Source organism: Arthrobacter sp. PsM3 (genome assembly GCF_030433895.1).
Classification (GTDB): Bacteria; Actinomycetota; Actinomycetes; order Actinomycetales; family Micrococcaceae; genus Arthrobacter.
Map to the genome: position 1 here is coordinate 84,200 of NZ_JARUXE010000003.1, position 22,691 is coordinate 106,890.

A 22,691-nucleotide genomic window follows, 5' to 3' on the forward strand; every position below is an offset into this window, starting at 1 on the left:
CGGGAGCGTAGGGACGCCGGCGGGATCTGCCGGAGGCTCCCCGGCGGAGTTAAACTCAGGTATGGTCCCCGCTCCCAACCTGCTGGCCTTTGCCCTCGCGGCCCTCCTCCTGATCGCGGTACCGGGACCCAGCGTGCTTTTCGTGATCGGACGGACGCTCGCCCTGGGCCGCCGGGGAGGGCTTCTGAGCGTGCTGGGCAACGCCGCCGGGGAGCTGCTGCAGATCGCCGCGGTGGCGCTGGGGGTGGGAGTGGTGCTGGCCCAGTCCGTGCTGCTCTTCAGCCTGGTCAAGTTCGCCGGTGCGGCCTATCTCATCTACCTGGGGATCCAGGCCATCCGGCACCGCGGCGGGGTCCCGACGGCGGCAGGGGAACCGCGCCCGGCGTCGACCTGGCAGATCCTCCGGCAAGGGTTCATCGTCGGGGCCACCAATCCCAAGTCGATTGTCTTCTTCGTCGCCGTGCTGCCCCAGTTCGTGGACTACTCGGCCGGCGGCATTCCGCTGCAGCTCGCGATGCTGGGCGCCCTGTTCCTCGCGATCGCCCTGGCCTCGGACAGCGGCTGGGCCCTGATCGCCGGGACGGCGCGGCACTGGTTCGCCAGCTCGCCCCGGCGGATCGCCGCGCTGGGCACGACCGGGGGCGTGATGATGGTTGCACTCGGCGGGACGCTTGCCTTCGTCGGAAATGTCGCGGAACCTCCGTCCGGCAAGTAGTCCGCGCCGCGTCCCAAGTGGTCCCCGGTCCCGCAGGGGTAGAAGTTACTCGTGTGACGAAAGGGGCTGGCGGCTACAGTTGCTTCACGGCGGTATTGGAACGGCCGGGGAAGCTGGCTTGGGAGCCCTCCCAAAGCTGGTCCGGAACCTGTCGACTGTCCGAGTGGCACAGTTCCGAAGGAGTGGTTCCGATGGGGTTCCCAGTATCTCCGCAGGCACAACACCAGCGACGCCGCGTGGCCCGCCTACTTTCGAACACGGTGAGCCTCGTCAGAACGCCGAGGATTCCGTTCCGGTTGGGGGAAGTGCTGATTGGGGATGATCCGTTCAACGGCCGGCACCTCGGCACGGTGGACGTGATTGAGGCCCCCTTCGTTGGCCTCCGGACAGCCGGCAACAGCCCCGGGCACGTCGTCTTCTACGACTACCGGCAACTCCGGTACCCAGAATAGTGGACGGGCCCGAAGACATGAGCTCAGCGAATGTGTCCTCCCACTTCCTGACCATCGCGGAAGTCGCCGCTGCAATGCGGGTGTCCAAGATGACCGTTTACCGGCTGGTGAAAGCGCACGCCATCGCGGCCGTCCGGGTGGGCCGTTCGTTCCGGGTTCCAGAGGAGGCTGTCAACGACTACATCCGCCGCTCAACCGAGCCGGCCACCCAGGACCAGGACCACCAGGACCACCAGGACAAGGGCGACGACAAGCCAAGCGATTGATCAGTGGTTGGTCAACGTGCGGACCAGCCGCCGTCCATGGTGTAGCTTGCGCCGGTGACCATGCCGGCATGGTCGGAGGCCAGCCAGGCCACCAGGGAAGCGACCTCCTCCGGCTCGACGAGGCGCTTCACCGCGGCCTCGGTCAGCATGATCTTGCTGAGCACCTCGGATTCCGGGATCCCGTGCACCTTGGCCTGATCCGCGATCTGGGACTCGACCAGCGGCGTCCGGACGTAGCCGGGGTTGATGCAGTTGGAAGTGACGCCGTGCGAGCCGCCCTCCAGTGCCGTAACTTTACTCAGGCCTTCCAGGCCATGCTTGGCCGACACGTAGGCACTCTTGAACGGCGAGGCGCGGAGCCCGTGCACGGATGACAGGTTGATGATCCGGCCGAAGTTGTTCGCGTACATGTGCGGCAGCGCGGCGCGGATGAGCAGGAACGGCGCTTCCAGCATCAGCGTGATGATGCGGCGGAAGTCGGCCGGGTCGAAGTCCTCGATCGGGCTGATTCGCTGGATGCCGGCGTTGTTGACGAGGATGTCGCAGTCCAGGCTGACGGCCTCGAGTGATTCGACGTCGAGCAGGTTGACCGCCCAGCAGGTGCCGCCGACCTCGTCGGCGAGGGCTGACGCCGCTGCCTCATCCACATCCGCGATCACCACCTTGGCGCCCCGGGCCGCGAGCGCGCGCACGCTGGCCGCGCCGATTCCGCCGGCTCCGCCGGTCACCAGGGCCTTACGCCCGTTCAAGCTGCTCTCCATGTCTGCACTCCTCAAGTTCGCGGTCGTCAACGGCCCAGAGGAGGTGCGATGCACAGCACTGAGCAACTCCACTGAGTATTGCCGCACAAAGTTGGCGATTCAATGGTCAAACAGGCACCCCGTATGTGCAGAATTGCAGATATGAATGCAAACCCGGATGACCTGCTGGTGCTCCTGGCCGTGTCCCGCTCCGCGAAGTTCACCACGGCCGCGCAATCCCTGGGGCTAAACCACACCACCGTGTCGCGCCGGATAGCGGCGTTGGAGAAGGCCCTGGGCGGGCGGGTATTGTCCCGCGCCTCGGGCGGCTGGGAGCTCACGGATCTGGGCGCGGAAGCCGTGCAGGTGGCCGAACGGGTGGAAGCGGCGATCCGGACCCTCGAAGAGCCCGGCCGGGTTCCGGACCCGATCACCGGCGTCGTTCGGATGACCGCAACGGACGGCTTTAGCGCCTACATCGCAGCCCCCGCGGTGACCAGGCTGCGCCGGAACCACCCCGGCCTCAGCGTCGAGATCATCACCGTGACGCGGCGGGCGCTCCAACAGCGTTCCGGGCTGGACATCGAAGTGGTGGTCGGTGAACCGCAGGTGCACCGAGCCGCTGCGGCCCGGCTCGGCGAGTACATGCTGGGCATGTATGCTTCCCGCGACTACCTCGCGGAGTACGGCACCCCCGCAACCGTCGAGGAACTGACCACCCATTCGCTGGTCTACTTCGTGGATTCCATGCTTCAGGTGGACGATCTGGATGCCCCGCGCCGTCTGGTGCCGACGATGCGGGATGGCCTGAGCTCCACCAACGTCTTCGTCCACGTCGAGGCGACCCGCGCCGGCGCCGGGATCGGTTTCCTGCCGTGCTTCGCGGCGGACCTGCATCCGGACCTTGTCAGGCTGCTGCCGGAGGAGTTCGCCGAACTGTTGCCCTACTGGATGGTGCTGCGGCCCGACTCCATGCGCCGCCCCGCCGTCGCGGCAGTGGTGCAGGCCCTGCGCGAACAGACGAAAGCCCACCGTGAGGCGCTCCTGGGCCGGGGTTCAGCCCGCGGGTAGAACCTCCGGGTCATGGCGGACCGGGGCGCCCGCAGCAAAGGCCCGGACCTTGGCGTCATTCCAGATGTGGGCGGGGACCGCGCCGCCCAGCAGGCGCCGCGCCAGCCCGGGGTCGTCGTCGAACGGGATGTCGCTGCCGGCCATGATCATGTTCCCGTAGCGCCGGCCCTTGAGCATGGCCGGATCAGCGATGATCGCGGTGTGCTTGAAAGCGTCCGCGATGGTGGCGGCGTCCTCGCGGGCATTCCTCAGGTCCGGTGCGTCGCCGGAATTCACCACGTACATCCCCCCGGGAGCCAGGACGCGCCTGGCGTGCTCGTTGAACTCCCTCGTGGTTAGCGGCCGCGGCGTCAGCGAGCCCGCAAAAACGTCGCGGATGACCAGGTCCCGGGTCTGCGGGGTCAGGCTTTCAGTCACCTCGCGGGCCTCCCCCACGCGCAGGCGCATCAGCGGCGCCTTTGGCAGGTCAAACCAGCCGCGGACGTATTCCGCCAGCTTTCCGTCGAGTTCCACCACCACCTGGCGGGCCTCCGGGTAGGCGGCGTGGAAGTAGCGCGCCAGTGAGCATGCTCCGCCGCCAAGGTGCAGGGCGCGCAGCTTCGGCCTGGATTCCCGCGGCCAGCGCGACTCCACCAGGGCCGAGATCCAGCGCATGTACTCGAAGTCGAGGAACAACGGATCCGCCAGGTCGATGTGCGAACTCATCACGCCGTTGATCCGCAGCAGCCAGCCGTTGGAGTTGTCTTGGTCAGCGATCAGCTCGCAGTCACCGGTGTCGATGTAGTAGACGCCCTCCACGGGCCCCTCGGGACGGCTGCCCTTCGGCAGATCCACCACTCCGGCAGTCCTTTCGGTGGTGCTCCGGCTGGCAGCCCTGCCCCGCTTCGCCATCAGCCACCGACCGTTTTGTTCATGTTTCAAGCCTAGTTCACCGGTCGGGCGGGCTTCACCCGCGGCTGAGCCCTGGCGCCGGGCACGAGCGGCGAGGGTCTGCGTCATTCGGGGCGCCTGGGTCGATGTCGGCGTCGTTCGGGGGGACGGGCGTCGGCGACATTCGCGGCGCCCGCGTCGGCGTCGTTCGCGTCGCGCGGGCAGATCAGGGCGCCCCGGCGTCGCACATCCGCCCTGATCTGCCCACCGAGTGAAGACGGAGTGGCTGGCTTGTACGGGGGCCAGCCGCTGACACCTGAACTGCCCCGCCGGAAGGAACCCGCGGGAAAAATAAAGCAAAGGGTACTTACTATCTTTAGTAATCATGCTTACTATTAACTCTCCAGTTATTGCTGGTTGTGATCAGCAGCCGATCTTGAAAAGAGAGCGAAGATGACAGAGAACACATGGCCCCAGGACGGTAGCTACGGCACGCCCACGGCCACCCAGCAGACTCCCCTCCGGCCGGCAAGCACGTTCCCGCCGACTCCGAACGGCGGCGCCCACGGCGCTTCCACCACCTCCACCGACGGCGGGGCCTCAAAAACCGACGCAGCCAAGGACGAGGCAGCCCACGTGACGCGCCAGGCCGCGGATTCCGCCCAGAACGTGGCCGAGACGGCCAAGACCGAGGTCACCAATGTGGCGGCCGAGGTCAAGACGAACGCCCGGGATCTGCTGCACCAGGCGAAATCCGACCTGACTGACCAGGCCGGCACACAGCAGCAGAAGGTCGCCGAAGGTCTGCGCTCCATTTCCACGGAGCTGCACAGCATGGCCGCAGCCTCCGATCAGCCCGGGGTTGCCACCGACCTCGTGCGCCAGGCCGCCGAGCGGTCTTCCGCCGTCGCCGGCTGGCTGGATGGCCGCGATCCCGGTTCGCTGCTGACCGAGGTGAAATCCTTTGCCCGCCAGCGCCCCGGCACGTTCCTGCTGCTCGCGGCCGGAGCCGGCATCCTGGCAGGCCGGCTCAGCCGCAGCCTCAGCGCAGGCGCCCCCGAGTCCACGCCCGGCGCGGCCGCCGGCACAGGCATGCCGGCCACCCGGATCCCTGACACCGGGACGGCAGTTCCGCCGCCGCCGGTGCAGATGCCGGCCCCGGAAACCACGACCGCGGGTTTTGCGGACACCTACCCGCCCAACCCGCTCGACGCCGACCCGCTGGCCGGCGGCAACCGACAGGACCGCTGGGAATCTGAGCCCGTGGTGACTGACCCGCTCCGGCAGGACCCTTTCCGCGATGACCCCTTCGACGGCGGCCGTCGATGACCAGCGAAATGCCCCAGACCGCCGCGCACGCGAAGGCCGAAACCTCGTCCCTCGGCGATCTCCTGGGCGAGGTCACGCGGGACATGTCCACCCTGATGCGGCAGGAAGTCGAACTGGCGAAGGTTGAGCTGAAGCAGTCGGCGACCCGCGCCGGCAAGGGCAGCGGAATGCTCGCCGGCGCCGGAGTCGCAGGCCACTTCGTCCTGCTGTTCCTGTCCCTGGCGCTCTGGTGGGCGCTTGGGAACGTCATGGGACTGGGATGGTCCGGCGTCGTTGTCGCGATCATCTGGGGAATCGTCGCCGCAGTCCTGGCAGCCATGGGCCGCAAGGAACTCAACGCGATCAAGGGCATGCCCCAGACCGCAGAGACGCTTCAGGAAATCCCGCCCACGCTCAAGCCCACCCCCTAAATACAGCGAGGAAACACGATGAGTGAAAACCCGGATGTCATCCGAGCAGATATTGAAGCAACCCGCGCGCGGCTGGGCACGAATGTCGATGCCGTAGCGGACAAGGTCACCCCGTCCCACATCGTCCAGCGGCAAACCGACAGAGTCAAAGAAAACGTCAAAGACGCCGTTTTTGGAGTGAAGGAGAAAGTCATGGGAGCTGCCGACCAAACCGCCGGCAATGTCCACTCGGCCACCGGCAGTGCCGGGTCGCACCTCGGCGACGCCGGGGCAGTTATCGGGGATGCCCCCACGCAGGTCAAGGTGAAGACCCAGGGGAACCCGCTGGCGGCAGGTCTGATTGCGTTCGGGGCCGGCCTGCTGGTCTCCTCCCTGATTCCTGCCAGCCAGAAGGAACGCGAAGCCGCAGATTCCCTGAAGACTGCTGCCGAGCCGCTCACGACGGAACTCACGGATGCCGCCAAGCACGTGGCTGAAGGACTCAGGGAGCCTGCCCAGGCTGCGGTGGAGAACGTCAAGGCCACGGCCACCGCCGCCACCGAACACGTCAAGGCCGAAGGCCAGGGCGCCGTGGCGGACGTCAAGGATCGGACCGTTGAGGCCAAGGACAACGTCCAGCAGGTCTGATCCCGTTCGAACCCGGCCGGCCGTCCTGCGCTTACGCGCCGGACGGCCGGCCGTTGCACTTAACCCCAAAGGAAGAATTCCCATGGCCAAGAACCCCGCCCCGGCAGACACCACCGCCGACGCCGAAACCCGGGAGAGCAGCACCGCCAAGGCCCGCACGGCCCCCGCCCCGGACGACTCCCGCAAACCGGACAGCCCCACCGAGGTGACCAAGCCCTCCTGGAAGTACATCGCCAGAAAGACGCTGCGCGAATTTACCAAGGACCAGTGCCCGGACCTCGCCGCGGCCCTGACCTACTACTCCGTACTCTCCATTTTCCCGGCCCTGCTGGCTCTCGTGTCCCTGCTGGGCATCTTCGGGCAGGCCGGGAAGACCACGGCCGCGCTCCTGGACATTGTCCAGGGCTTCGCGCCCGCAGAAACGGTCGATGCCATCCGCCAGCCGGTCGAGCAGCTCAGCAGCTCCTCCGCTGCCGGACTGACCCTGGTGCTCGGCATCCTCACCGCCCTCTGGTCCGCGTCCGGCTACGTCGGGGCATTTGGCCGGGCCATGAACCGGATCTACGAAATCGACGAAGGCCGGCCCTTCATCAAACTGCGCGGCACCATGCTCGCCGTCACCATCGCCACGGTGCTGATCGTCCTGCTGCTGGCTGCCATGCTGGTCCTGAGCGGACCGGTGGCCGAGTCCGTCGGCAACGCGATCGGGCTGGGCGGGGCTGTCCTCGTTGTCTGGAACATCGCCAAGTGGCCCGTCATCCTGCTGCTCGTGGTGCTCGCGATCGCCATCCTGTACTACGCCACGCCCAATGTGAAGCAGCCCAAGTTCCGCTGGATGAGCCTTGGCTCCTTCATTGCCCTGGCGGTCTTCCTGCTGTCCTCCGTGGCTTTCGCGTTCTACGTAGCCAACTTCAGCAGCTACAACAAGACCTATGGCACGATCGGCGGCGTCATCATCTCGCTGCTGTGGCTCTGGATCCTGAACATGTCGCTGCTCTTCGGCGCCGAATTCGACGCCGAAATGGAACGTGGCCGCCAGCTCCAGGCCGGCATCGAAGCCGAGGAAACCATCCAGCTGCCGCCCCGCGACACCAAACAGAGCGACAAGCTGCAGGCCCGTGAGCAGGAAGACATCCAGCGCGGCCGCGAACTGCGTGAGCGGAGCGGCGAAGCGGACGCGGGAGCCGCGGCGCGCTCCGGGCGGGTCCAGGACGCGGATCCGCGCAACCCGCGGGACCAAAGCCCCTAGCCCTTTCCTGCCCGCCGCGTTCTACTGGGGGCAAAGTACCGCCCGGAGGCGGACACAGCTGACGGGGAGGACGAATGACGGCACCCGCGGCAGGGCCCGAACGCACCACGGTGGCCGTGGGCTACGACGGGTCGGAGGCAGCGAAAGAGGCCGTCCAGTGGGCCGCGCAGTACGCAGCCGCCGGACAATACCGGCTCCGCGTGGTCCACGCCTGGGTCTGGCCGATGTTCACCAGGAAGCTCGGCCCGGTCAAAGGCGTGGAAGGCAGCGGACTGCGGCGCTCAGCCGAGGCGATCCTTGCCGAAGGCGTCGACCTGGCACGCGCGGCCTTCGCGGCTGCTCGAACCCCGGGCGCGGCAACGGCTGCAGGACCCGCCCCAGCCGGAACCGCTGCGGACGCCGCGGCGGAGGCCCCCGCCGGAACCGGGCCCGACGTCGAGGGCGTCATGGAAACAGGGCTCCCGGCGGCGGTGCTGCGCGACGCAGCGCAGGATGCCCGCCTGCTGGTGGTCAGCAGCCGCGGGCTCGGCGGCGTGCTGGGGCAGCTTGCCGGCTCGGTCTGTCTCGACCTGGCCGGTTCCTCCCCGTGTCCGCTGATGGTGATCCGCCGGCTGCGCGGTCCCGGGGAAGCCGCGGGCCCCGTCGTCGTCGGCATCGACGGGACCTCCCGGAGCTCCGCGGCCCTGGCCGGCGCCGCACGGCTGGCGGGAGTGCTCGGCACAACCCTGCAGATCGTCACCATCGACCAGAGCCGTGGCGGAACCCGTGAAATGCATGGCCGGCATGGCCCGATGCAGGGCCAGGAACTCCTGGACCACGCGCTGGAGGAGGCCCGGAACCTTGCCCCGCATCTGTCGATCTCAGTCGACTTGCGGGAAGGCCACGCGGCGTCCAAAGAACTGCTGGCGGCCGCCGGCGGGGCCGAGGTACTGGTGATTGGAACCCACAACCGGGAGGGAGGCCCGGGCAACACGGTCACGACCGTCCTGAACAAGGCGCGCTGCAACGTCCTGATAACGCGCTGAACCGCTCCACCGGACCACTGCCTTCAGAGGGGAGCTGGAGGTCCTAGCAGAGGAGGACACCCGTGCGAGCCTGGCGGGTAGGACAGCCCGGGCCGATGAGAAGCGGCCCCCTCGTGGCAGGCGAGCGCCCCGACCCCCGGCCGGGCCCCGGCGAGGTGCTGGTGCGGGTCCACGTGTGCGGAGTCTGCCGGACCGACCTGCACCTCGCCGAGGGCGACCTCCGCCCGCGGCGCCCGGGCGTCATCCCGGGCCACGAGGTCGTCGGCGACGTCATTGCGTGCGGGTCCCGCGCCACGCGGTTCTCCCCCGGCGAACGGATCGGGGTCGCCTGGCTCGGCAGGACCTGCGGCTCCTGCCGCTTCTGCCTGCGTGGAGCGGAGAACCTGTGCCTGACCCCCGTGTTCACGGGCTGGGACCGTGACGGCGGCTATGCCGAACTCATCACGGTGTCCGAGAACTTCGCCTACCGGCTCCCGTCAAACTTCTCGGACGAGGAGGCCGCCCCCCTGCTGTGCGCCGGGATCATCGGTTACCGCGCGCTCTGCCGGGCCGAGCTGCCCATCGGCGGACGGCTGGGGATCTATGGCTTCGGCGGATCCGCGCATCTGGCCGCGCAGATCGCCCTGTTCCAGGGCGCGCGTGTGTACGTCATGACGCGGTCTGAGGAAGCGCGCGCTCTGGCCCTCGAGCTGGGCGCGACCTTTGCCGGCGGCGCCGATGAGCAACCGCCGGATCCGCTGGATGCCGCCATCCTCTTCGCTCCGGCGGGCAGCCTGGTACCGGCGGCCCTACGTGCCCTGGACCGGGGCGGCACCCTCGCCGTCGCCGGCATCCACCTCAGCGACATCCCGCCGCTGCACTACGCCACGGAACTGTTCCAGGAACGCCAGCTGCGCAGCGTCACCGCCAACACCCGGGCCGACGGCGAGGAGTTCTTCCGCATCGCCGCGGAGATCCCGCTGCGCCCCACGACGGTGTCCTATCCGTTCTCGGCCGCGGACCAGGCGCTGCTGGACCTGTCGGAGGACCGGGTCACGGGCGCGGCCGTGCTCCGGATGGACTCCCCCTAGCGGGCCGTGGGCGCCGGCGGATTCAGTCGTCCTGCCGCAGGAACACATGGTCCTGGCCGGCCCGGAGCAGCACCCGCTGGGTCCCGACCCGCACCAGCACCGGGGCGGCGTCGCCGGGGGCTGCTGACACCGACAGGCGGTCGCGTTCCAGATGGACGGCGAGCATCTGGTCCCGGTAGCGGACCTGGAAGCGCACGCGGCTGAGCTCGACGGGCAGCCGCGGCGCGAAGTCGAGGGCATCGCGGGTGATCCGCAGCCCGGCGAAGCTGCGCTGGACGACGTCGATCGTCCCGGCCATCGCGCCCAGATGGATGCCGGAGCTGGTGGTTCCGCCCTGGGTGTCATCCAGGTCCGCGTCCAGGGCCTCACGGAACACCGCCCACGCCCGCTCGGGATCCCGCTGCGCCAGTACCGATGCGTGGGCCACCCGGCTGAGCGTGGAGCCGTGCGCCGTCCTGGCCAGGTAGAAGTCCACCGTCGCGGCCATCTGGGCTGAGGTGACCGTGTAGCCCAGCCGGGCCAGGAACGCGATGAGCTGGTCCTCGCCCAGGACGTACAGCAGCATCAGGACATCGGCCTGCTTGGCCAGCCGGTAGTGGTTCGCACTGTCCCCCTCGGCCTCCAGGATCAGGTCCAGCCGCTCGATGAGCCCGTAGGTCCGGCGGTAGTGCTTCCAGTCGAGTTCCCGGAGCGCGCTGTAGCCGTCGAACTGGCTGATGACGCCGTCGTCGTGGAACGGAACGAACATGCGGCGGCTGAGGTGTTCCCAGGCCTCGATTTCGGCGGCCGTGACCAGCAGCCGGACACGGAGTTCGTCCATGTCGAACCCCTGGACTGAGTGCATGATCCAGACGGCCTGGTCGAACACCCAGGCCGCCATGATGTTGGTGTAGGCGTTGTCGTTCAGTCCGCCGCCGGGGTCGCCAGGATTTCCGGTGTGGTATTCATCCGGACCCATGACGCCGCGGAGGTGGAAGCGGTCCTCCGCCGGGTCCAGCTCCGCCATCGACGCGAACAACCGCGCGACGTCGACGATGATTTCCGCACCGTGCTCGGTCAGCCACCCGCGGTCCTGGGTCGCTTCGAAGTACTGCCAGGCGTTGTAGGCGACGGCGAGGCCGACATGCCGCTGTAGCCGGGAATGGTCCTGCATCCAGTGCCCGGACCGCCGGTTGAACAGCAGCTGCGGCGTCTGTTCCGTGCCGTCGCTGCCGCTCTGCCACGGGAACATCGCCCCTTTCAGCCCCGCGGCCCGGGCCGCATCCCGCGCCGCGCCGAGCCGACGCCACCGGTAATCGACCAGCTCCCGCGCGACGGACGGCAGCCTGGAGTTCAGCAGCGGAAGAACGAAGAGTTCATCCCAGAAGACGTGTCCCCGGTAGCCCTCGCCATGCAGCCCGCGGGCCGGCACGCCCGCGTCCAGTTCCGCAGTGTGGGTGGTGAGTGCCTGCAGCAGATGAAAGACGTGCAGGTTCAGGATGAGCTGTGCCTGCGAGCCGTCGTCGAGCTCGATGATGAACGGTTTGAGCAGGATCGCCCACGCGGCCTCGTGCTCGGCCTGCAGCGCCCCGAAACCGCCCGGGGCCCGGGCCAGGGCGGCCCGGGCCGCGGTCAGCGGCGCGGCGATGGCGTGGTCGCGGGAGGAGGCCACGGCCACGGTCTTGAGAACCGTCAGCGGCTCCCCCGCAGCCACGGAAAGCTCGAAGCGGTGCGAGTGCAGCCCGCCCAGCTCCTCGGGGATCCCTGCCCCCTGCGGGCCGCCGGACCCGGAGACGTCGGTCCGGAGCGCCAGGGCAATCCCGATCCCGCTGGTGACGGTCCGGACTTCCACGGTGAGGCCGGCGACCCCGGGGCCGGGCTCGGACGCGGTAACCTCCACGGACCCCAGATGCCGGCTGGACAGCGCCGCGTCCTCGGGGACATTGGAGTTGGTCACCCCAGTGTCGCAGCCGCTGCGGATGCTGACGGCACCGTCCCAGCCGACAGCCGTGATGACCGTTTCCAGCGCGGCCAGGTTCGGCGTTGCCATCGACACGAGACGGCGCTGCAGCAGCTTGAGCTGCCGGCCATCGCGGTTCTCCAGCAGCGCCTCTCGGGTGAGCACCGCACGCTTCAGGTCCAGGGTGCGGCGCTCGCTGCGGAGTGCAAGGCCGCCCTCGGACCACCACGCGCCGTCGCCGATCCGGAGGTCCAGCGGCAGCCAGTCCGGGATGTTGACCATGTGTTCGTCGACCGTTTCCTGGTCCATCACCACACTGCGCAGGCTATTGTAGACGCCGGCGAGATAGCTGCCCGGATAGTGCACCGCGCCGGCGCGGTGTTCGGGGGCGGCGCCGCGGGTGGCCAGGTACCCGTTGCCCAGGGTGGTGAGGGCCTCACGGTGGCCCTCGTGCGCCGGGTCGAAGCCCTCGTAGACCAGCAGCCACGGGTGCGAAATGACGAGTCCGATGTCCAGTTGGCTGACATCTTCGACGACGACGTCGGCGCCCGCCGCTTCCAGCGGATCCCGGCGCCCGGCCCGGTCGATCCCCACGACCAGCCCGAAGCCGCCGCGCCGGCCGGCCTCCACGCCGGTCACCGATTCCTCGATGACCATCGCCCGGGCGGGCGGGATCTCGAGCCGGCGCACCGCCTCCAGCGGCAGGGCGGGGGCCGGTTTGCCCGCGACGTCGCGGTCCAGGGCTGTCTGCCCGTCGATGATGTGGTCGAAGACGTCCCCGAGCCCGGCGGCAGACAACAGCGCCCCCGCGTTCCGGGCCGAGGTGGCAAGCACCACGGGAATCCGGCCCGCCTTCAGCCGGCCGAGCAGGTCGGCAGTGCCGGGGAAGGCCCGGACCGGGTTGTTGCTGAGCAGCTTTTCGAACACTTCGTGGTGGCGGGCCGCGAGCCCGAACGCGGTCCAGTCCCCGGAGCCGTCCGACGGTGAGCCCATCGGGATGGCCCCGCCGCGGGATTCGAGAAAGGTTGTCACCGCGTCCTCCCAGGTCCGGCCCGCGACCAGGTCTTGGTAGTCCTCGGTGCTGAAAGGGTCCCGGCGGGTCCCGTCAGGAAGCCGCGGGTCCTGGAGGACTTCGTCGAAGAGTTGCGTCCATGCCGCCGCGCGAAGCTCCACCGTGTCCGTGACCACGCCGTCGAGGTCGAAGATCACCGCGTCGACGGGCGCCAGGGCTGCGGCAAGGGTGGGCGACTCCGTCATGCCATAGTCGTATCAGGCATCCGGTCAACGCGACAGTGGCGACCCGGCGCAATGTCCGGCCGGTCCGGGATTCGAAGGGCGGACATCAGCGCAGCAGCGCGTCGAGGGTGGTGAAGCTGTAGCCGGCCTGGCGGATCCGTTCGATCATCCCGGGGAGGGCGTCGGCGTCGAGGGTGGTCCGGTCATCGGGGTTGGAGCCGATGTGCATCAGCACAATCTCCCCCGGCTGAAGCCCGGCGAGCACCCGGTCCGCCACGATTTGCGCGCTGATTCCCCCGCTGCTGCCCTTCCAGCCCAGGGTGTCCACGGTCCAGCGGACGGGAAGGTAGCCATAGGCGTTGACGGCGGCGATGGTCCGGGCGTCGCGTTCGCCGAAGGGGAAGCGGAACAGCGGCCGCGGATCCCCGCCGCCGGCCCGGATGGCCTGCTCGGCTCCCGACAGTTGCTGCCCGATCGCGGCGTCCGGAAGCCCGGTGAAGCCCGGATGGGTCATCGAATGGTTGCCCAGCCGGTGGCCGCCCGCGACGATCCCGGCGACGCCTGACGGGTTGGCGGCGGCCCAGTTGCCGGTGAGGAAGAAGGTGCCGCGGACACCGGTGGCGGCCAGGGTCTGCAGGATGCTCGGCAGCCCGGCCGCGTTGGCTCCGGCGTCGAACGTCAGCGCCACAACTGCCCCGGCCCCCGGGATCACCTCGACGTCGCGTCCGGCGAGGGCGGCGGGGAACGGGACGGCGGGTGCCGGGGGTGGCGGCTCCGGAGCGGGCGGTTCGGGAGCAGGGGGTTCGGGAATGGACGGTGCCGGGGCCGGCCCGGCCGGAACCGTTTCGCTGGGGTTGGGGAGCGGGGTGTCCGACGGCGGCAGACCCGGCGTTGGGCTGTCCGACGGGCCGGCGGTGGCCGGGCCCGACGCCGAGGAGGGCGCTGGGACCGCCGGGGACGCCGTCGGGCTGCCCGCCGCCGGACCAGCCGACGGCGGGCCCGCCGAAAAGACGACCGCCAGCACCACGGCGGCGGCCAGCAACAGCACCGCAGCAGCGGCTGGCAGCCAGCGGCGCCGGTCGGAAAAGATCGACCACATGCTTCACTGTGGCACCACCGGCCACAGTCGAACTAGGGCTGAAGTGCCCAGTATCCGCCAACCCTTCCAAGCAACGCGGGGTCAGATCGCGCCCATAATGACCCCTCGGATGGGCGCTAAGTGACCCCGCGTTGCTAGGCTGAGGCGGAGGGCGCTGCCGGAATCAGGCGGTCGGCCCGGAACCGGTCGAACAGGCGGATGAAGGAGTCTTCGGTCCGGCGGTACCCGGTGAAGCCCGCCAGGCGGCTCTTGCTCATATCGGTGACCACTTCGAGGTTCCGGCCCAGATCACCGTCGGTGTGCCACCAGGAGGCGACCCGGGCGAGATCGGGTTCTGCCAACCCATGGCGGGCGGCGATGCCGGTCCAGATGCCCTCCTTGCCGAGCATCTGCTGTTCCAGCGGGCGGGGCCGGCCGGCGTACCCTACGGGTTCGACGCCGAAGTAGGCGGCCAGCGCCGGCCACATGCGCCGCCAGCGGAAGATGTCGCCGTTGACGATGTTGTAGGCCTCGTCGCCGACCCCGTCGGCGGTGGCCGCCCAGATCATGTGTTCCGCCAGCAGCCCGCTGTCCGTCATGTCAGTGAGGCTGTTCCACTGCGTCTCGGAGCCGGGGAAGATGAAGGGTTGCCCGAGTTCCCGGCAGATGGACGCCTGGACGGCGAGCGTGAGTCCCATGTTCATGGCGTTGCCGACCGCATGCCCGATCACCCTATGCGCCCGGTGCACGGACCAGCCGAAGCCCTGCTTCCCGGCGGCCGCCCACAACTCGTCTTCCTGGGCGTAGTAGAAGTTGGGCGTCGGCAGCCTCGGCTCGCTTTCGCGGAAGGGCGTGTCCGGCATCTCGCCCGCCGCATACGCTTCAAACGGTCCCAAATAGTGCTTCAGCCCGGTCATGAGGGCCACATGCTTCACCGGATGGCCGCTGAGGCTGGCGAGCAGGTTCCGCAGCATCGCCGCGTTGGTGTCGATGTTCTCCTGCTCGGTGTTCATCCGTGACCACGCCGTGTAGAACACGTGGCTCGGCCGTTCGCCGGCCAGGGCTTCACGCAGGTTCTCCACCGAGTGCAGGTCCGCGCTCACATGGCGGACATCGCTGCGCCGGATCCGGCCGCGGGACAGGGCCAGCACGTCCCAGCCCGTGTCGGCGAGCCTGTCGACCAGGGCCGATCCGGCAATTCCGCTGGCCCCAACCACCAGGGCAGTCCTGGTATCAACGGTGTCTGAACTGCTTTGCACGCCATTCCTCCTGTTACTGTCCCGCGGCGCCGTCGCCGCCCCACCATGCGGGCCGGCTGGGCCTGGACGGGTCCTCCGCCGCCCCGCTCCAGCGTCTCACGCCCGCGCGGGGGCCGCCCGCGTAACCTGCGCCCGGGCCGCCCGCCAGCGGAGGGGTGCCGCGTAACCTGATCCCGGGCAGCCCTCCCGGGGAGGGCCCCGCAGTAGGATGAAAGAGTGGAAGACGCGTAAAGATAGCGCGAATGCTAAGGCAGGATATCCGTGAAACTTTTGCTCCGGTATCCGCTTGTTGCGGGCACAGTCGCTGCCCTGCTCGCGGTGCTTATACTGCTCCTGTCCGGGCAGCCCTTGATTGCCCAGCTCGCGGCCAGCGTCTACGCCCTGGCGGTGGCCGTCTACCTCGGCGTCGGCATGGTCCGCCGCCTGATCGGCGGCCAATGGGGCATCGATATCCTGGCCGTTACCGCCATCGTCAGCACCGTGCTGGTGGGCGAGTTCATCGCCTCCATGATCATTGTCCTGATGATGGCTGGCGGAACAGCACTCGAGGACTACGCCGCCGGCCGGGCCAAAAAGGAACTGACGTCCCTGCTGGAACGCGTCCCGCAGACGGCCCACCGGGAACGCGGCGGCAACCATGAGGACGGCCAGCACGAGGATGTTGCCGCCACGGCTGTCAAGATCGGTGACATCCTGCTTGTGCGGCCGGGTGAGGTCGTGCCGCTGGACGGCGTCCTGCTCTCTGAATCCGGCAGCTTCGACGAGTCCTCGCTCACCGGGGAGAGCCTTCCAGTGGAGCGGGTGGCCGGCGAGGGGCTGATGAGCGGCTCCCTTAACGGCGAAGCCGCGGTCCGGATGCAGGTCACGGCCCGGATGGAGGATTCGCAGTACAGCCGCATCGTCGCCCTGGTCAAGGAAGCCTCGGAGAGCAAAGCGCCGATGGTGCGGCTCGCTGACCGGTACGCCGTTCCGTTCACGGCCCTCGCCTACCTCCTTGGCGCGGTCGGCTGGATCGTCAGCGGCAGCCCGGCCCGCTTCGCGGAAGTGCTGGTGGTGGCCACCCCGTGCCCGCTGCTGATCGCCGCCCCCGTGGCATTTCTGGGCGGCATGAGCCGCGCCGCCCGCGGCGGAATCATCGTCAAATACGCCGGTGTCCTGGAACAGCTGAGCCGGATCAAAACGGTCGCCTTCGACAAGACCGGCACACTGACCTACGGCCGCCCCGCCCTCGTTGGGGTCCGGGCGTCGGGGTCCTTCACCGAGGACGAGGTGCTCGGGCTGGCGGCCTCCGCCGAACAGTATTCCTCCCATGTGCTCGCCGCCTCGGTAATGGACGCCGCGCGGACCCGCGGGCTGGTCTTCGAATCCGCCACGGAGGCCACCGAATTCGCCACCCACGGCGTCCGGGCGCGCTTCGACGGCCGCGACGTGGTGGTCGGCAAGCCCAATTTCGTGGCGGAATCGGCCGCTGGCGTCGAGGAAACGGAGCTGGCCAGCGGCGAACTCGCCATCTACGTGGGCGTGGCCGGCAAATTCGCCGGCTCCCTCGTCATGAGCGACCCGATCCGCCGGGAAACCCGCCGCACCCTGGCAGAGCTCCAGGAACTCGGCGTCACGGAGACGGTCATGCTGACCGGCGATGCGCTCGGCACCGCCCAGCACATCGCGGCCGAGGCCGGGCTCACGGATGTCCGCGCCGAGTGCCTGCCGCCGGACAAGGTCGAAGCCGTCCGGTCCCTACCGCTGCGCCCGGTCATGATGGTCGGCGACGGCGTCAACGACGCCCCCGTCCTGGCCGTCGCCGACGTCGGGATCGCGATGGGGGCGCGCGGCTCGACGGCGGCCGGCGAGTCGGCCGACGTCGTGATCATCCTCGACGACCTGTCCAAGGTGGCCTCCGCCGTGCGGGTGGGCCAGCGCACCGTCAAGGTGGCGCTGCAGAGCATCTGGATCGGGATCGCGCTGAGCGTGGCGCTGATGGTCGCCGCCGCGGCCGGCTACATCCCGGCCATCGCCGGCGCCCTCTCCCAGGAACTCGTGGACCTGGCCACCATCCTCAATGCGCTGCGCGCGCTCAGCCCGGGAAAGCGGGCCGGAACCAGGGCGCCGGGGCAGAAGGCTGCCGGCGGAGTTACCGGGCCGCGGCCTGTTTCTCGGCTTCCGCGATCCGCGGAACGGTCCTGAGGTAGCTGTCCGGATTCAGCGAGATCGAATCGATGCCCTCGCCGACCAGGAACGCCGCGAACTCGGGGTGGTTGCTGGGGCCCTGGCCGCAGATGCCGATCTTGATCCCGGCGGCGTGGGCCTTGCGGATGGCCTCGCTGATCATCGCCATGACGGCCTCGTCCCGCTCATCGAAGAGTGAGGCGAGGTGCGCCGAATCCCGGTCCACGCCCAGGACCAGCTGGGTGAGGTCGTTGGAGCCGATGGAGAAGCCGTCGAAGCGGGTGGCGAACTTTTCGGCGAGGACAACGTTGGACGGGATCTCACACATCATGTAGACCTGCAGTCCGTTCTCACCCCGGACCAAGCCGTTCTCCGCCATCACAGCCAGCACGTGGTCCGCTTCCTGCGGGGTCCGGCAGAACGGGACCATCACGATGATATTGCCGAACCCGAGCTTTTCCCGGACCCGCTTGAGGGCCACACACTCCAGCGCGAATCCCTCGCGGTAGCGCTCGTCGTAGTAGCGGGAGGCGCCGCGGAAGCCGAGCATAGGGTTCTCCTCCGGCTCCTCGAAGGCCGAACCGCCGATCAGGTGCGCGTACTCGTTGGTCTTGAAGTCGCTGAGCCGGACAATCACCGGCCGCGGGTGGTAGGGCGCGGCGATCTTGGCGATGCCCAGGGCCAAGGCGTCCACGAAGTAGTCCTTCGGGTCCGCGTAGCCGCTGGTCAGGGCGCGGATCTGCTCGGCTTCCCCGGGGTCGGTGACCCGCTCGGGGTGGACCAGCGCCATCGGATGGACCCGGATCAGGGTGCTGATGATGAATTCCATCCGGGCCAGCCCGACGCCGTCTGCCGGCAGCCGCCACCATTGGAACGCGGCCGCGGGGCTGGCGATGTTGACCATGACTTTGGTGCGCGTCTCCGGCAGCTCCCCGAGGTCCACCTCCTCGGTTTCAAACGCGAGGCTGCCCCGGTACACGCGGCCTTCATCGCCCTCGGCGCATGAGATCGTCACGGCCAGGCCCTCCGCCAGGACGGTGGTGGCATTGCCGGTGCCGACGACGGCGGGGACCCCGAGTTCGCGGCTCACGATCGCCGCGTGGCTGGTGGGGCCGCCGTGGTCGGTCACGATGCCGGCCGCCCGCTTCATGATGGGAACCCAGTCCGGGTCGGTCATCTCGGTGACGAGGATGGCGCCGTCGCGGAAGTTTTCGATGTCCGCCGCGCTCCTGATCACACACGCCGTGCCCTGCGCGATGGAGTCGCCGATCGCGGCGCCGCGCGCCAGCACGGTGCCGGTTTCCAGCAGGTGGTGCAGGATGAACCGGGAGCCCGACTTCCGCGACTGGACCGTCTCCGGCCGGGCCTGGACCATAAACAGCTCCCCGGTCACGCCGTCTTTGGCCCACTCCATGTCCATCGCCCGGGCGTAGTGCTCCTCGACGCTCACGGCCCAGCGCGCCAGCGCGAGGATCTCGGCGTCGTCCAGGACAAACGCGCGGCGTTCGGCCCCCGAGGTGTCCACCATCTTCGTGCGTGCGTGGCCGCCCCTGCTGTAAACCATTTTCCGGTCCTTGGAACCGAGGGTCTTTTCGATGATCGGCGTGAACTCCTGCTCCGCCAGGAGCGGCTTGAACACGAGGTATTTGTCCGGGTTGATGGTGCCCTGGACCACGGTTTCGCCCAGGCCCCAGGCGGCGCTGACCACGGCCACGCGGGGGAAACCTGAATCCGTGTCGATGGAGAACATCACGCCGGAGGCACCGACGTCGGAGCGCACCATCCGCTGCACCCCGATCGAGAGCGCGACGTCGAGATGGTCAAAACCCTTGACCTCGCGGTAGCTGATGGCCCGGTCGGTGAACAGCGAGGCGTAGCAGCGGCGGCAGGCGTCCAGCAGTTCGCGTTCCCCGGCGATGTTCAGGAATGTCTCCTGCTGCCCGGCGAAGCTCGCGTCGGGCAGGTCCTCGGCGGTGGCGCTGCTGCGGACCGCGACCGAGAGCCGGTCCAGTCCGGCGCGCTGCCCCAGTTCCCGGTAGTGCGCGCGGATGGACGCTGCGATGTCCTCGGGGAATTCACTGTCCAGGAACAGCTCCCGGATGGCTTCGCCGGTGGCGCGCAGCGAGGTTTCACCGGTTCGGTAGGCCTTGATCCGCGAGCGCATCGCGGATTCGATCCCGTTGGCCTCGATGAACCGGCGGTACGCATCAGCGGTGGTCGCGAAGCCGTCCGGCACCCGCACGCCCTGGGCTTTGAGGGACTGGATGAGTTCGCCGAGGGAGGCGTTCTTGCCTCCCACCTGCGGGACATCGCCCATCCCGATCTCGTCAAACCACAGCACCGTGGATTCAGCCATGTCGCAGCTCCTGCTTTCGGCAATAGGAAGGAACGCACCGGACACGGCGGTTACCGCCCGGAGCCCGGCGCCTCTGGACCCATCCTGTGGCGGCGGGCCGTCCGATGTCAGAGGCTTTAGACCTTGGTGGCCGGCGCGGCCTTCGCGACCCGGCGGTGGCGGACGATCTTGTACAGCCAGTCCGCGAGCAGCACCGCGGGAATGGCGGCGAGGGCCACGGCCAGGCCGCCGGGCGACGGCGGCGCGTGGCCCAGCAGGGTGGCGAGCGGTCCCAGGAACAGGAACACCGCCAGCAGACCCAGTTCCGCCAGCACGGCCCAGACCAGCAGCCGGTTGCTGAACCAGCCGAGCCGCCATGGCGGTACGGAGGCGCTGCGGCAGGCGAAGGCGTTGGCGAGCTGGGCCAGGACCACGGTGGTGAAGGCGGCGCCGGAGGCAGCCATCAGGACGTCCGACGCCGGCAGTTCCGCCCCGGGGGTCCAGCCGGCACCGAGGAGCACCGCCGTGTACGCCGTCATTTCGAAAAGTGCCTCGACCGGGCCCAGCAGGCCGAACACCCGGATGATCAGCGCCCGGTCCATCAGGTGCCTGCGCTCCGGCGCGCGTTTCAGCGTTCCCTTGCTCGGGGCCTCGCTGCCCAGCGCCAGCGCGGGGAGCAGGTCGGTGCCGATGTCGAGGGCGAGGATCTGCAGCACGCTCAACGCCAGCGGGAACCGGCCGCCGGAAAGCGCCCAGATCACGAAGGGGGTGAGCTCGGCGACGTTGTCCGTCAGGTGGTACGTCAGGAAGCGCCGGATGTTCGCGTACGTGGCGCGGCCCTGCTCCACCGCCGCGATGATGGTGGCGAAATCGTCATCCAGCAGCACGAGGTCGGCCGCCTCGCGGGCCACGTCCGTGCCGCTCAGCCCCATGGCTACGCCGATGTCGGCCTGCTGCAGGGCCGGCCCGTCGTTGACGCCGTCGCCGGTCATCGCCACCACATGGCCGCGGCGCTGGAGCAGGCGGGCCACCCGCAGTTTCTGTTCCGGGGTGACGCGGCTGACCACCACGCCGTCGCGGTCCAGCAGCGCGGTCAGGACGGCGTCGTCCTCGGGCAGGTTGTGTCCCTCCAGCACCAGTTCGGGCGATCCGATCAGCCCGGTTTCCCGGGCGATGGCCGCCGCGGTGAAGGCATGATCGCCGGTGACCATGGCCACTTTGATGCCGGCGTCGCGGGCCGCTTCGAGTGCCACCCGGACCTCGGCCCGGGGCGGGTCGTGCAGGCCGATCAGCCCCAGCAGCGTCAAGTCGCGCTCAACCTCCTCAAGCTTGAAGCTGGCGCCGGGCAGGCCGGGCAGGGTCCGCTCCGCCACGGCCAGCACCCGCAGCCCGTGGGAGGCCATCTCATCCACCATCCGCAGGGCGCGGCCGGCGCCGTCCTCGCCGCACAGCGGAACCACGGACTCCGGGGCACCCTTGACATACAGGGTGGTCCCGACGATGGCGGACTCCCGCAGCCGGCGGGGATCGAAGGCGAAGCGGTGCGAGACGTCCGGCTCCCCGGGGCCTTGCCCGGGTCCTGCCAGCCTGGCGGCCAGGGCATGGATGGCGGCCTCCATCGGGTCGCCCTCGGCGACCCACTTGCCCTCGTGGAGCACGGCACGGCCCACGGAGGCGGCGAGCGCGGCGGTGCTGAGGTGCTGCGCCTCCACGGTTCCCTTCCCGGTGACCTCCGCCTCCGGGCTGTAGCCTCCGCCGATGATGCTGAGCACCCCGGACGGGGTCCAGACCTCGACGGCGTTCATCCTGTTCTGGGTGAGGGTGCCGGTTTTGTCCGTGCAGATGTACGTGGTGGAGCCGAGGGTTTCCACCGCTTCGAGGTTGCGGACGAGTGCGTTCCGCTGCGCCATCCGTTGGGCCCCGACGGCCAGGGACAGGGTGACCGTGGGCAGCAGGCCCTCGGGCACCAGCGCCACCATCACGCCGATGGCAAAAAGAAACGCGTCCCGCCACGAGATCCCGACGAGGAGCGAGAGCACGAAGAACAGCGCGCCGATGCCCAGGGCCATCGCGGCGGTGATGCGGACGATCCGTTGCAGTTCCCGGGCCAGCGGGCTGGGCGGCGCCTCGACCTTTCCCGTCAGGGCGGCGATTTCGGCGAGCCGGGTCTGACCGCCGGTGCTCGCGACAATGCCTTCGGCCTGGCCGTTGACCAGGAAGGTCCCGCCAAAGACGGTGTCGCCGGGAACCTTGGCAAGCGCCTCGCTTTCACCGGTGAGCATTGATTCGTCCACGGAACAGCTCGCCGCCACCGCCAGCCGCAGATCCGCCGGGACCCGGTCGCCGGCAACCAGCACCACAGCGTCGTCCGGGACCAGCTCGGTGGTGTGGACCTTGATGACGCGGTTGTCCCGGCGGACCGAGACCATTGCCGGGAGCAGCTCGCGGAGCTTCGCGGCGGCATGCTGGGCGCGTTCCTGCTGGATGTAGGCGAACACCCCGTTCACCAGGATCACAATGACGATCGCGATGGCCAGCTGCGGCATGCCGGCCAGGTAGGCGAGCACGGAGGCACACCAGAGCAGGATGGCGAAGAAGTGGGTCAGTTCGGCGAGCAGCCTCCGCCAGCCGGGGACTGTGCCGGCCTCGGGCAGCCTGTTCGCCCCGACCTGTTCCAGCCGCCGCGCCGCCTCCGCGGAGCTCAGCCCGGGAGCGGCCCGGAGCGCCTCGGCGCTTTGCCCCCCGGCGGGGGCCTCCGGCGTCACGGCCGGCCGCGGCCGCTTAGGCGCAACACCGTAGACCGGCCCTGGTCAGGTAGCTCATGGATTGAGGGTGCGCCCCACCGTCGGCCCAC

At 69.2% G+C, this 22,691-nt stretch carries 18 protein-coding genes; 11 read left to right on the forward strand and 7 right to left on the reverse strand.

Going from position 1 to position 22,691, the window contains the following annotated elements; all coding sequences use genetic code 11:
- The first annotated feature begins 61 nt into the window (after window positions 1-61).
- The 3 genes from QCD75_RS02175 to QCD75_RS02185 all read left to right on the forward strand — a co-directional run bounded on the left by QCD75_RS02175 (window position 62) and on the right by QCD75_RS02185 (window position 1,433).
- Window positions 62-715 carry a LysE family translocator gene (locus tag QCD75_RS02175; protein ID WP_301225277.1) on the forward strand — a complete coding sequence of 218 codons (654 nt, stop codon included), beginning with the start codon at window positions 62-64 and terminating at the stop codon, window positions 713-715.
- Between the two features lie 260 nt (window positions 716-975).
- Complete coding sequence (locus tag QCD75_RS02180; RefSeq protein WP_301225279.1) at window positions 976-1,167, forward strand: hypothetical protein; 192 nt, start codon at window positions 976-978, stop codon at window positions 1,165-1,167.
- A 17-nt stretch (window positions 1,168-1,184) separates the two neighbouring features.
- Window positions 1,185-1,433: a helix-turn-helix domain-containing protein gene (locus QCD75_RS02185; protein ID WP_301225281.1), complete on the forward strand. Its 249-nt coding sequence runs from the start codon at window positions 1,185-1,187 to the stop codon at window positions 1,431-1,433.
- Window positions 1,434-1,444: 11 nt separating this feature from the next.
- Here QCD75_RS02185 and QCD75_RS02190 read toward each other — a convergent pair whose 3' ends face one another.
- Window positions 1,445-2,194 carry a 3-hydroxybutyrate dehydrogenase gene (locus QCD75_RS02190; protein ID WP_301225283.1) on the reverse strand — a complete coding sequence of 250 codons (750 nt, stop codon included), beginning with the start codon at window positions 2,192-2,194 and terminating at the stop codon, window positions 1,445-1,447.
- A 141-nt stretch (window positions 2,195-2,335) separates the two neighbouring features.
- Here QCD75_RS02190 and QCD75_RS02195 point away from each other — a divergent pair, with 141 nt between their 5' ends.
- Window positions 2,336-3,244, forward strand: coding sequence for a LysR family transcriptional regulator (locus tag QCD75_RS02195; protein ID WP_301225285.1), 909 nt, complete (start codon window positions 2,336-2,338; stop codon window positions 3,242-3,244).
- On the opposite strand, the gene QCD75_RS02200 is transcribed toward QCD75_RS02195, so the two are convergent.
- A complete protein-coding gene (locus QCD75_RS02200; RefSeq protein ID WP_301225287.1) occupies window positions 3,230-4,135 on the reverse strand; it encodes a spermidine synthase in 906 nt (301 codons plus the stop codon). The two genes, QCD75_RS02195 and QCD75_RS02200, sit on opposite strands and share 15 nt — an antisense overlap.
- Before the next feature lie 432 nt (window positions 4,136-4,567).
- Here QCD75_RS02200 and QCD75_RS02205 point away from each other — a divergent pair, with 432 nt between their 5' ends.
- From QCD75_RS02205 to QCD75_RS02230, 6 genes are all read left to right on the forward strand, one after another.
- Entirely contained in the window at window positions 4,568-5,443 is an 876-nt protein-coding gene (locus QCD75_RS02205) for a hypothetical protein (RefSeq protein WP_301225289.1), read from the forward strand.
- Entirely contained in the window at window positions 5,440-5,853 is a 414-nt protein-coding gene (locus tag QCD75_RS02210) for a phage holin family protein (RefSeq protein ID WP_301225291.1), read from the forward strand. The genes QCD75_RS02205 and QCD75_RS02210 overlap by 4 nt, the downstream gene beginning before the upstream one ends.
- An 18-nt stretch (window positions 5,854-5,871) precedes the next feature.
- Window positions 5,872-6,480 (forward strand): DUF3618 domain-containing protein, encoded by a 609-nt coding sequence (locus QCD75_RS02215; protein WP_301225293.1) that lies wholly within the window; start codon window positions 5,872-5,874, stop codon window positions 6,478-6,480.
- 82 nt (window positions 6,481-6,562) lie between these two features.
- A complete protein-coding gene (locus tag QCD75_RS02220) occupies window positions 6,563-7,729 on the forward strand; it encodes a YihY/virulence factor BrkB family protein (RefSeq protein WP_301225296.1) in 1,167 nt (388 codons plus the stop codon).
- A gap of 74 nt (window positions 7,730-7,803) precedes the next feature.
- A complete protein-coding gene (locus QCD75_RS02225; protein WP_301225297.1) occupies window positions 7,804-8,754 on the forward strand; it encodes a universal stress protein in 951 nt (316 codons plus the stop codon).
- Between the two features lie 62 nt (window positions 8,755-8,816).
- Entirely contained in the window at window positions 8,817-9,824 is a 1,008-nt protein-coding gene (locus tag QCD75_RS02230; protein WP_301225298.1) for a zinc-dependent alcohol dehydrogenase family protein, read from the forward strand.
- A 22-nt stretch (window positions 9,825-9,846) separates the two neighbouring features.
- Here QCD75_RS02230 and QCD75_RS02235 read toward each other — a convergent pair whose 3' ends face one another.
- The 3 genes from QCD75_RS02235 to QCD75_RS02245 form a co-directional block, all read right to left on the reverse strand.
- Complete coding sequence (locus QCD75_RS02235; protein ID WP_301225299.1) at window positions 9,847-13,020, reverse strand: HAD family hydrolase; 3,174 nt, start codon at window positions 13,018-13,020, stop codon at window positions 9,847-9,849.
- An 85-nt stretch (window positions 13,021-13,105) separates the two neighbouring features.
- Entirely contained in the window at window positions 13,106-14,098 is a 993-nt protein-coding gene (locus QCD75_RS02240; protein WP_301225300.1) for a polysaccharide deacetylase family protein, read from the reverse strand.
- A 134-nt stretch (window positions 14,099-14,232) separates the two neighbouring features.
- Window positions 14,233-15,336 carry an SDR family oxidoreductase gene (locus tag QCD75_RS02245; protein ID WP_301225302.1) on the reverse strand — a complete coding sequence of 368 codons (1,104 nt, stop codon included), beginning with the start codon at window positions 15,334-15,336 and terminating at the stop codon, window positions 14,233-14,235.
- Between the two features lie 261 nt (window positions 15,337-15,597).
- Here QCD75_RS02245 and QCD75_RS02250 point away from each other — a divergent pair, with 261 nt between their 5' ends.
- Entirely contained in the window at window positions 15,598-17,520 is a 1,923-nt protein-coding gene (locus QCD75_RS02250) for a heavy metal translocating P-type ATPase (protein WP_301225304.1), read from the forward strand.
- Here QCD75_RS02250 and ppsA read toward each other — a convergent pair.
- Both ppsA and QCD75_RS02260 read right to left on the reverse strand, forming a co-directional pair.
- Window positions 17,468-19,858 (reverse strand): phosphoenolpyruvate synthase, encoded by a 2,391-nt coding sequence (ppsA, locus tag QCD75_RS02255; protein ID WP_301225305.1) that lies wholly within the window; start codon window positions 19,856-19,858, stop codon window positions 17,468-17,470. The genes QCD75_RS02250 and ppsA overlap by 53 nt on opposite strands.
- Window positions 19,859-19,974: 116 nt before the next feature.
- On the reverse strand, window positions 19,975-22,602 hold the full coding sequence (locus QCD75_RS02260; RefSeq protein ID WP_301225307.1) for a cation-translocating P-type ATPase: 2,628 nt from the start codon (window positions 22,600-22,602) through the stop codon (window positions 19,975-19,977).
- Between the last annotated feature and the right edge of the window lie 89 nt (window positions 22,603-22,691).

Excerpts from the sequence above, each read along its gene's own strand:
- QCD75_RS02235 (WP_301225299.1), bottom strand. The coding sequence starts at position 13,020 with ATGACGGAGTCGCCCACCCTTGCCGCAGCCCTGGCGCCCGTCGACGCG.
- QCD75_RS02200 (WP_301225287.1), bottom strand. The coding sequence starts at position 4,135 with ATGGCGAAGCGGGGCAGGGCTGCCAGCCGGAGCACCACCGAAAGGACT.
- QCD75_RS02240 (WP_301225300.1), bottom strand. The coding sequence starts at position 14,098 with ATGTGGTCGATCTTTTCCGACCGGCGCCGCTGGCTGCCAGCCGCTGCT.
- QCD75_RS02225 (WP_301225297.1), top strand. The coding sequence starts at position 7,804 with ATGACGGCACCCGCGGCAGGGCCCGAACGCACCACGGTGGCCGTGGGC.
- QCD75_RS02185 (WP_301225281.1), top strand. The coding sequence starts at position 1,185 with ATGAGCTCAGCGAATGTGTCCTCCCACTTCCTGACCATCGCGGAAGTC.
- QCD75_RS02190 (WP_301225283.1), bottom strand. The coding sequence starts at position 2,194 with ATGGAGAGCAGCTTGAACGGGCGTAAGGCCCTGGTGACCGGCGGAGCC.
- QCD75_RS02205 (WP_301225289.1), top strand. The coding sequence starts at position 4,568 with ATGACAGAGAACACATGGCCCCAGGACGGTAGCTACGGCACGCCCACG.
- ppsA (WP_301225305.1), bottom strand. The coding sequence starts at position 19,858 with ATGGCTGAATCCACGGTGCTGTGGTTTGACGAGATCGGGATGGGCGAT.
- QCD75_RS02220 (WP_301225296.1), top strand. The coding sequence starts at position 6,563 with ATGGCCAAGAACCCCGCCCCGGCAGACACCACCGCCGACGCCGAAACC.
- QCD75_RS02175 (WP_301225277.1), top strand. The coding sequence starts at position 62 with ATGGTCCCCGCTCCCAACCTGCTGGCCTTTGCCCTCGCGGCCCTCCTC.
- QCD75_RS02215 (WP_301225293.1), top strand. The coding sequence starts at position 5,872 with ATGAGTGAAAACCCGGATGTCATCCGAGCAGATATTGAAGCAACCCGC.
- QCD75_RS02210 (WP_301225291.1), top strand. The coding sequence starts at position 5,440 with ATGACCAGCGAAATGCCCCAGACCGCCGCGCACGCGAAGGCCGAAACC.
- QCD75_RS02195 (WP_301225285.1), top strand. The coding sequence starts at position 2,336 with ATGAATGCAAACCCGGATGACCTGCTGGTGCTCCTGGCCGTGTCCCGC.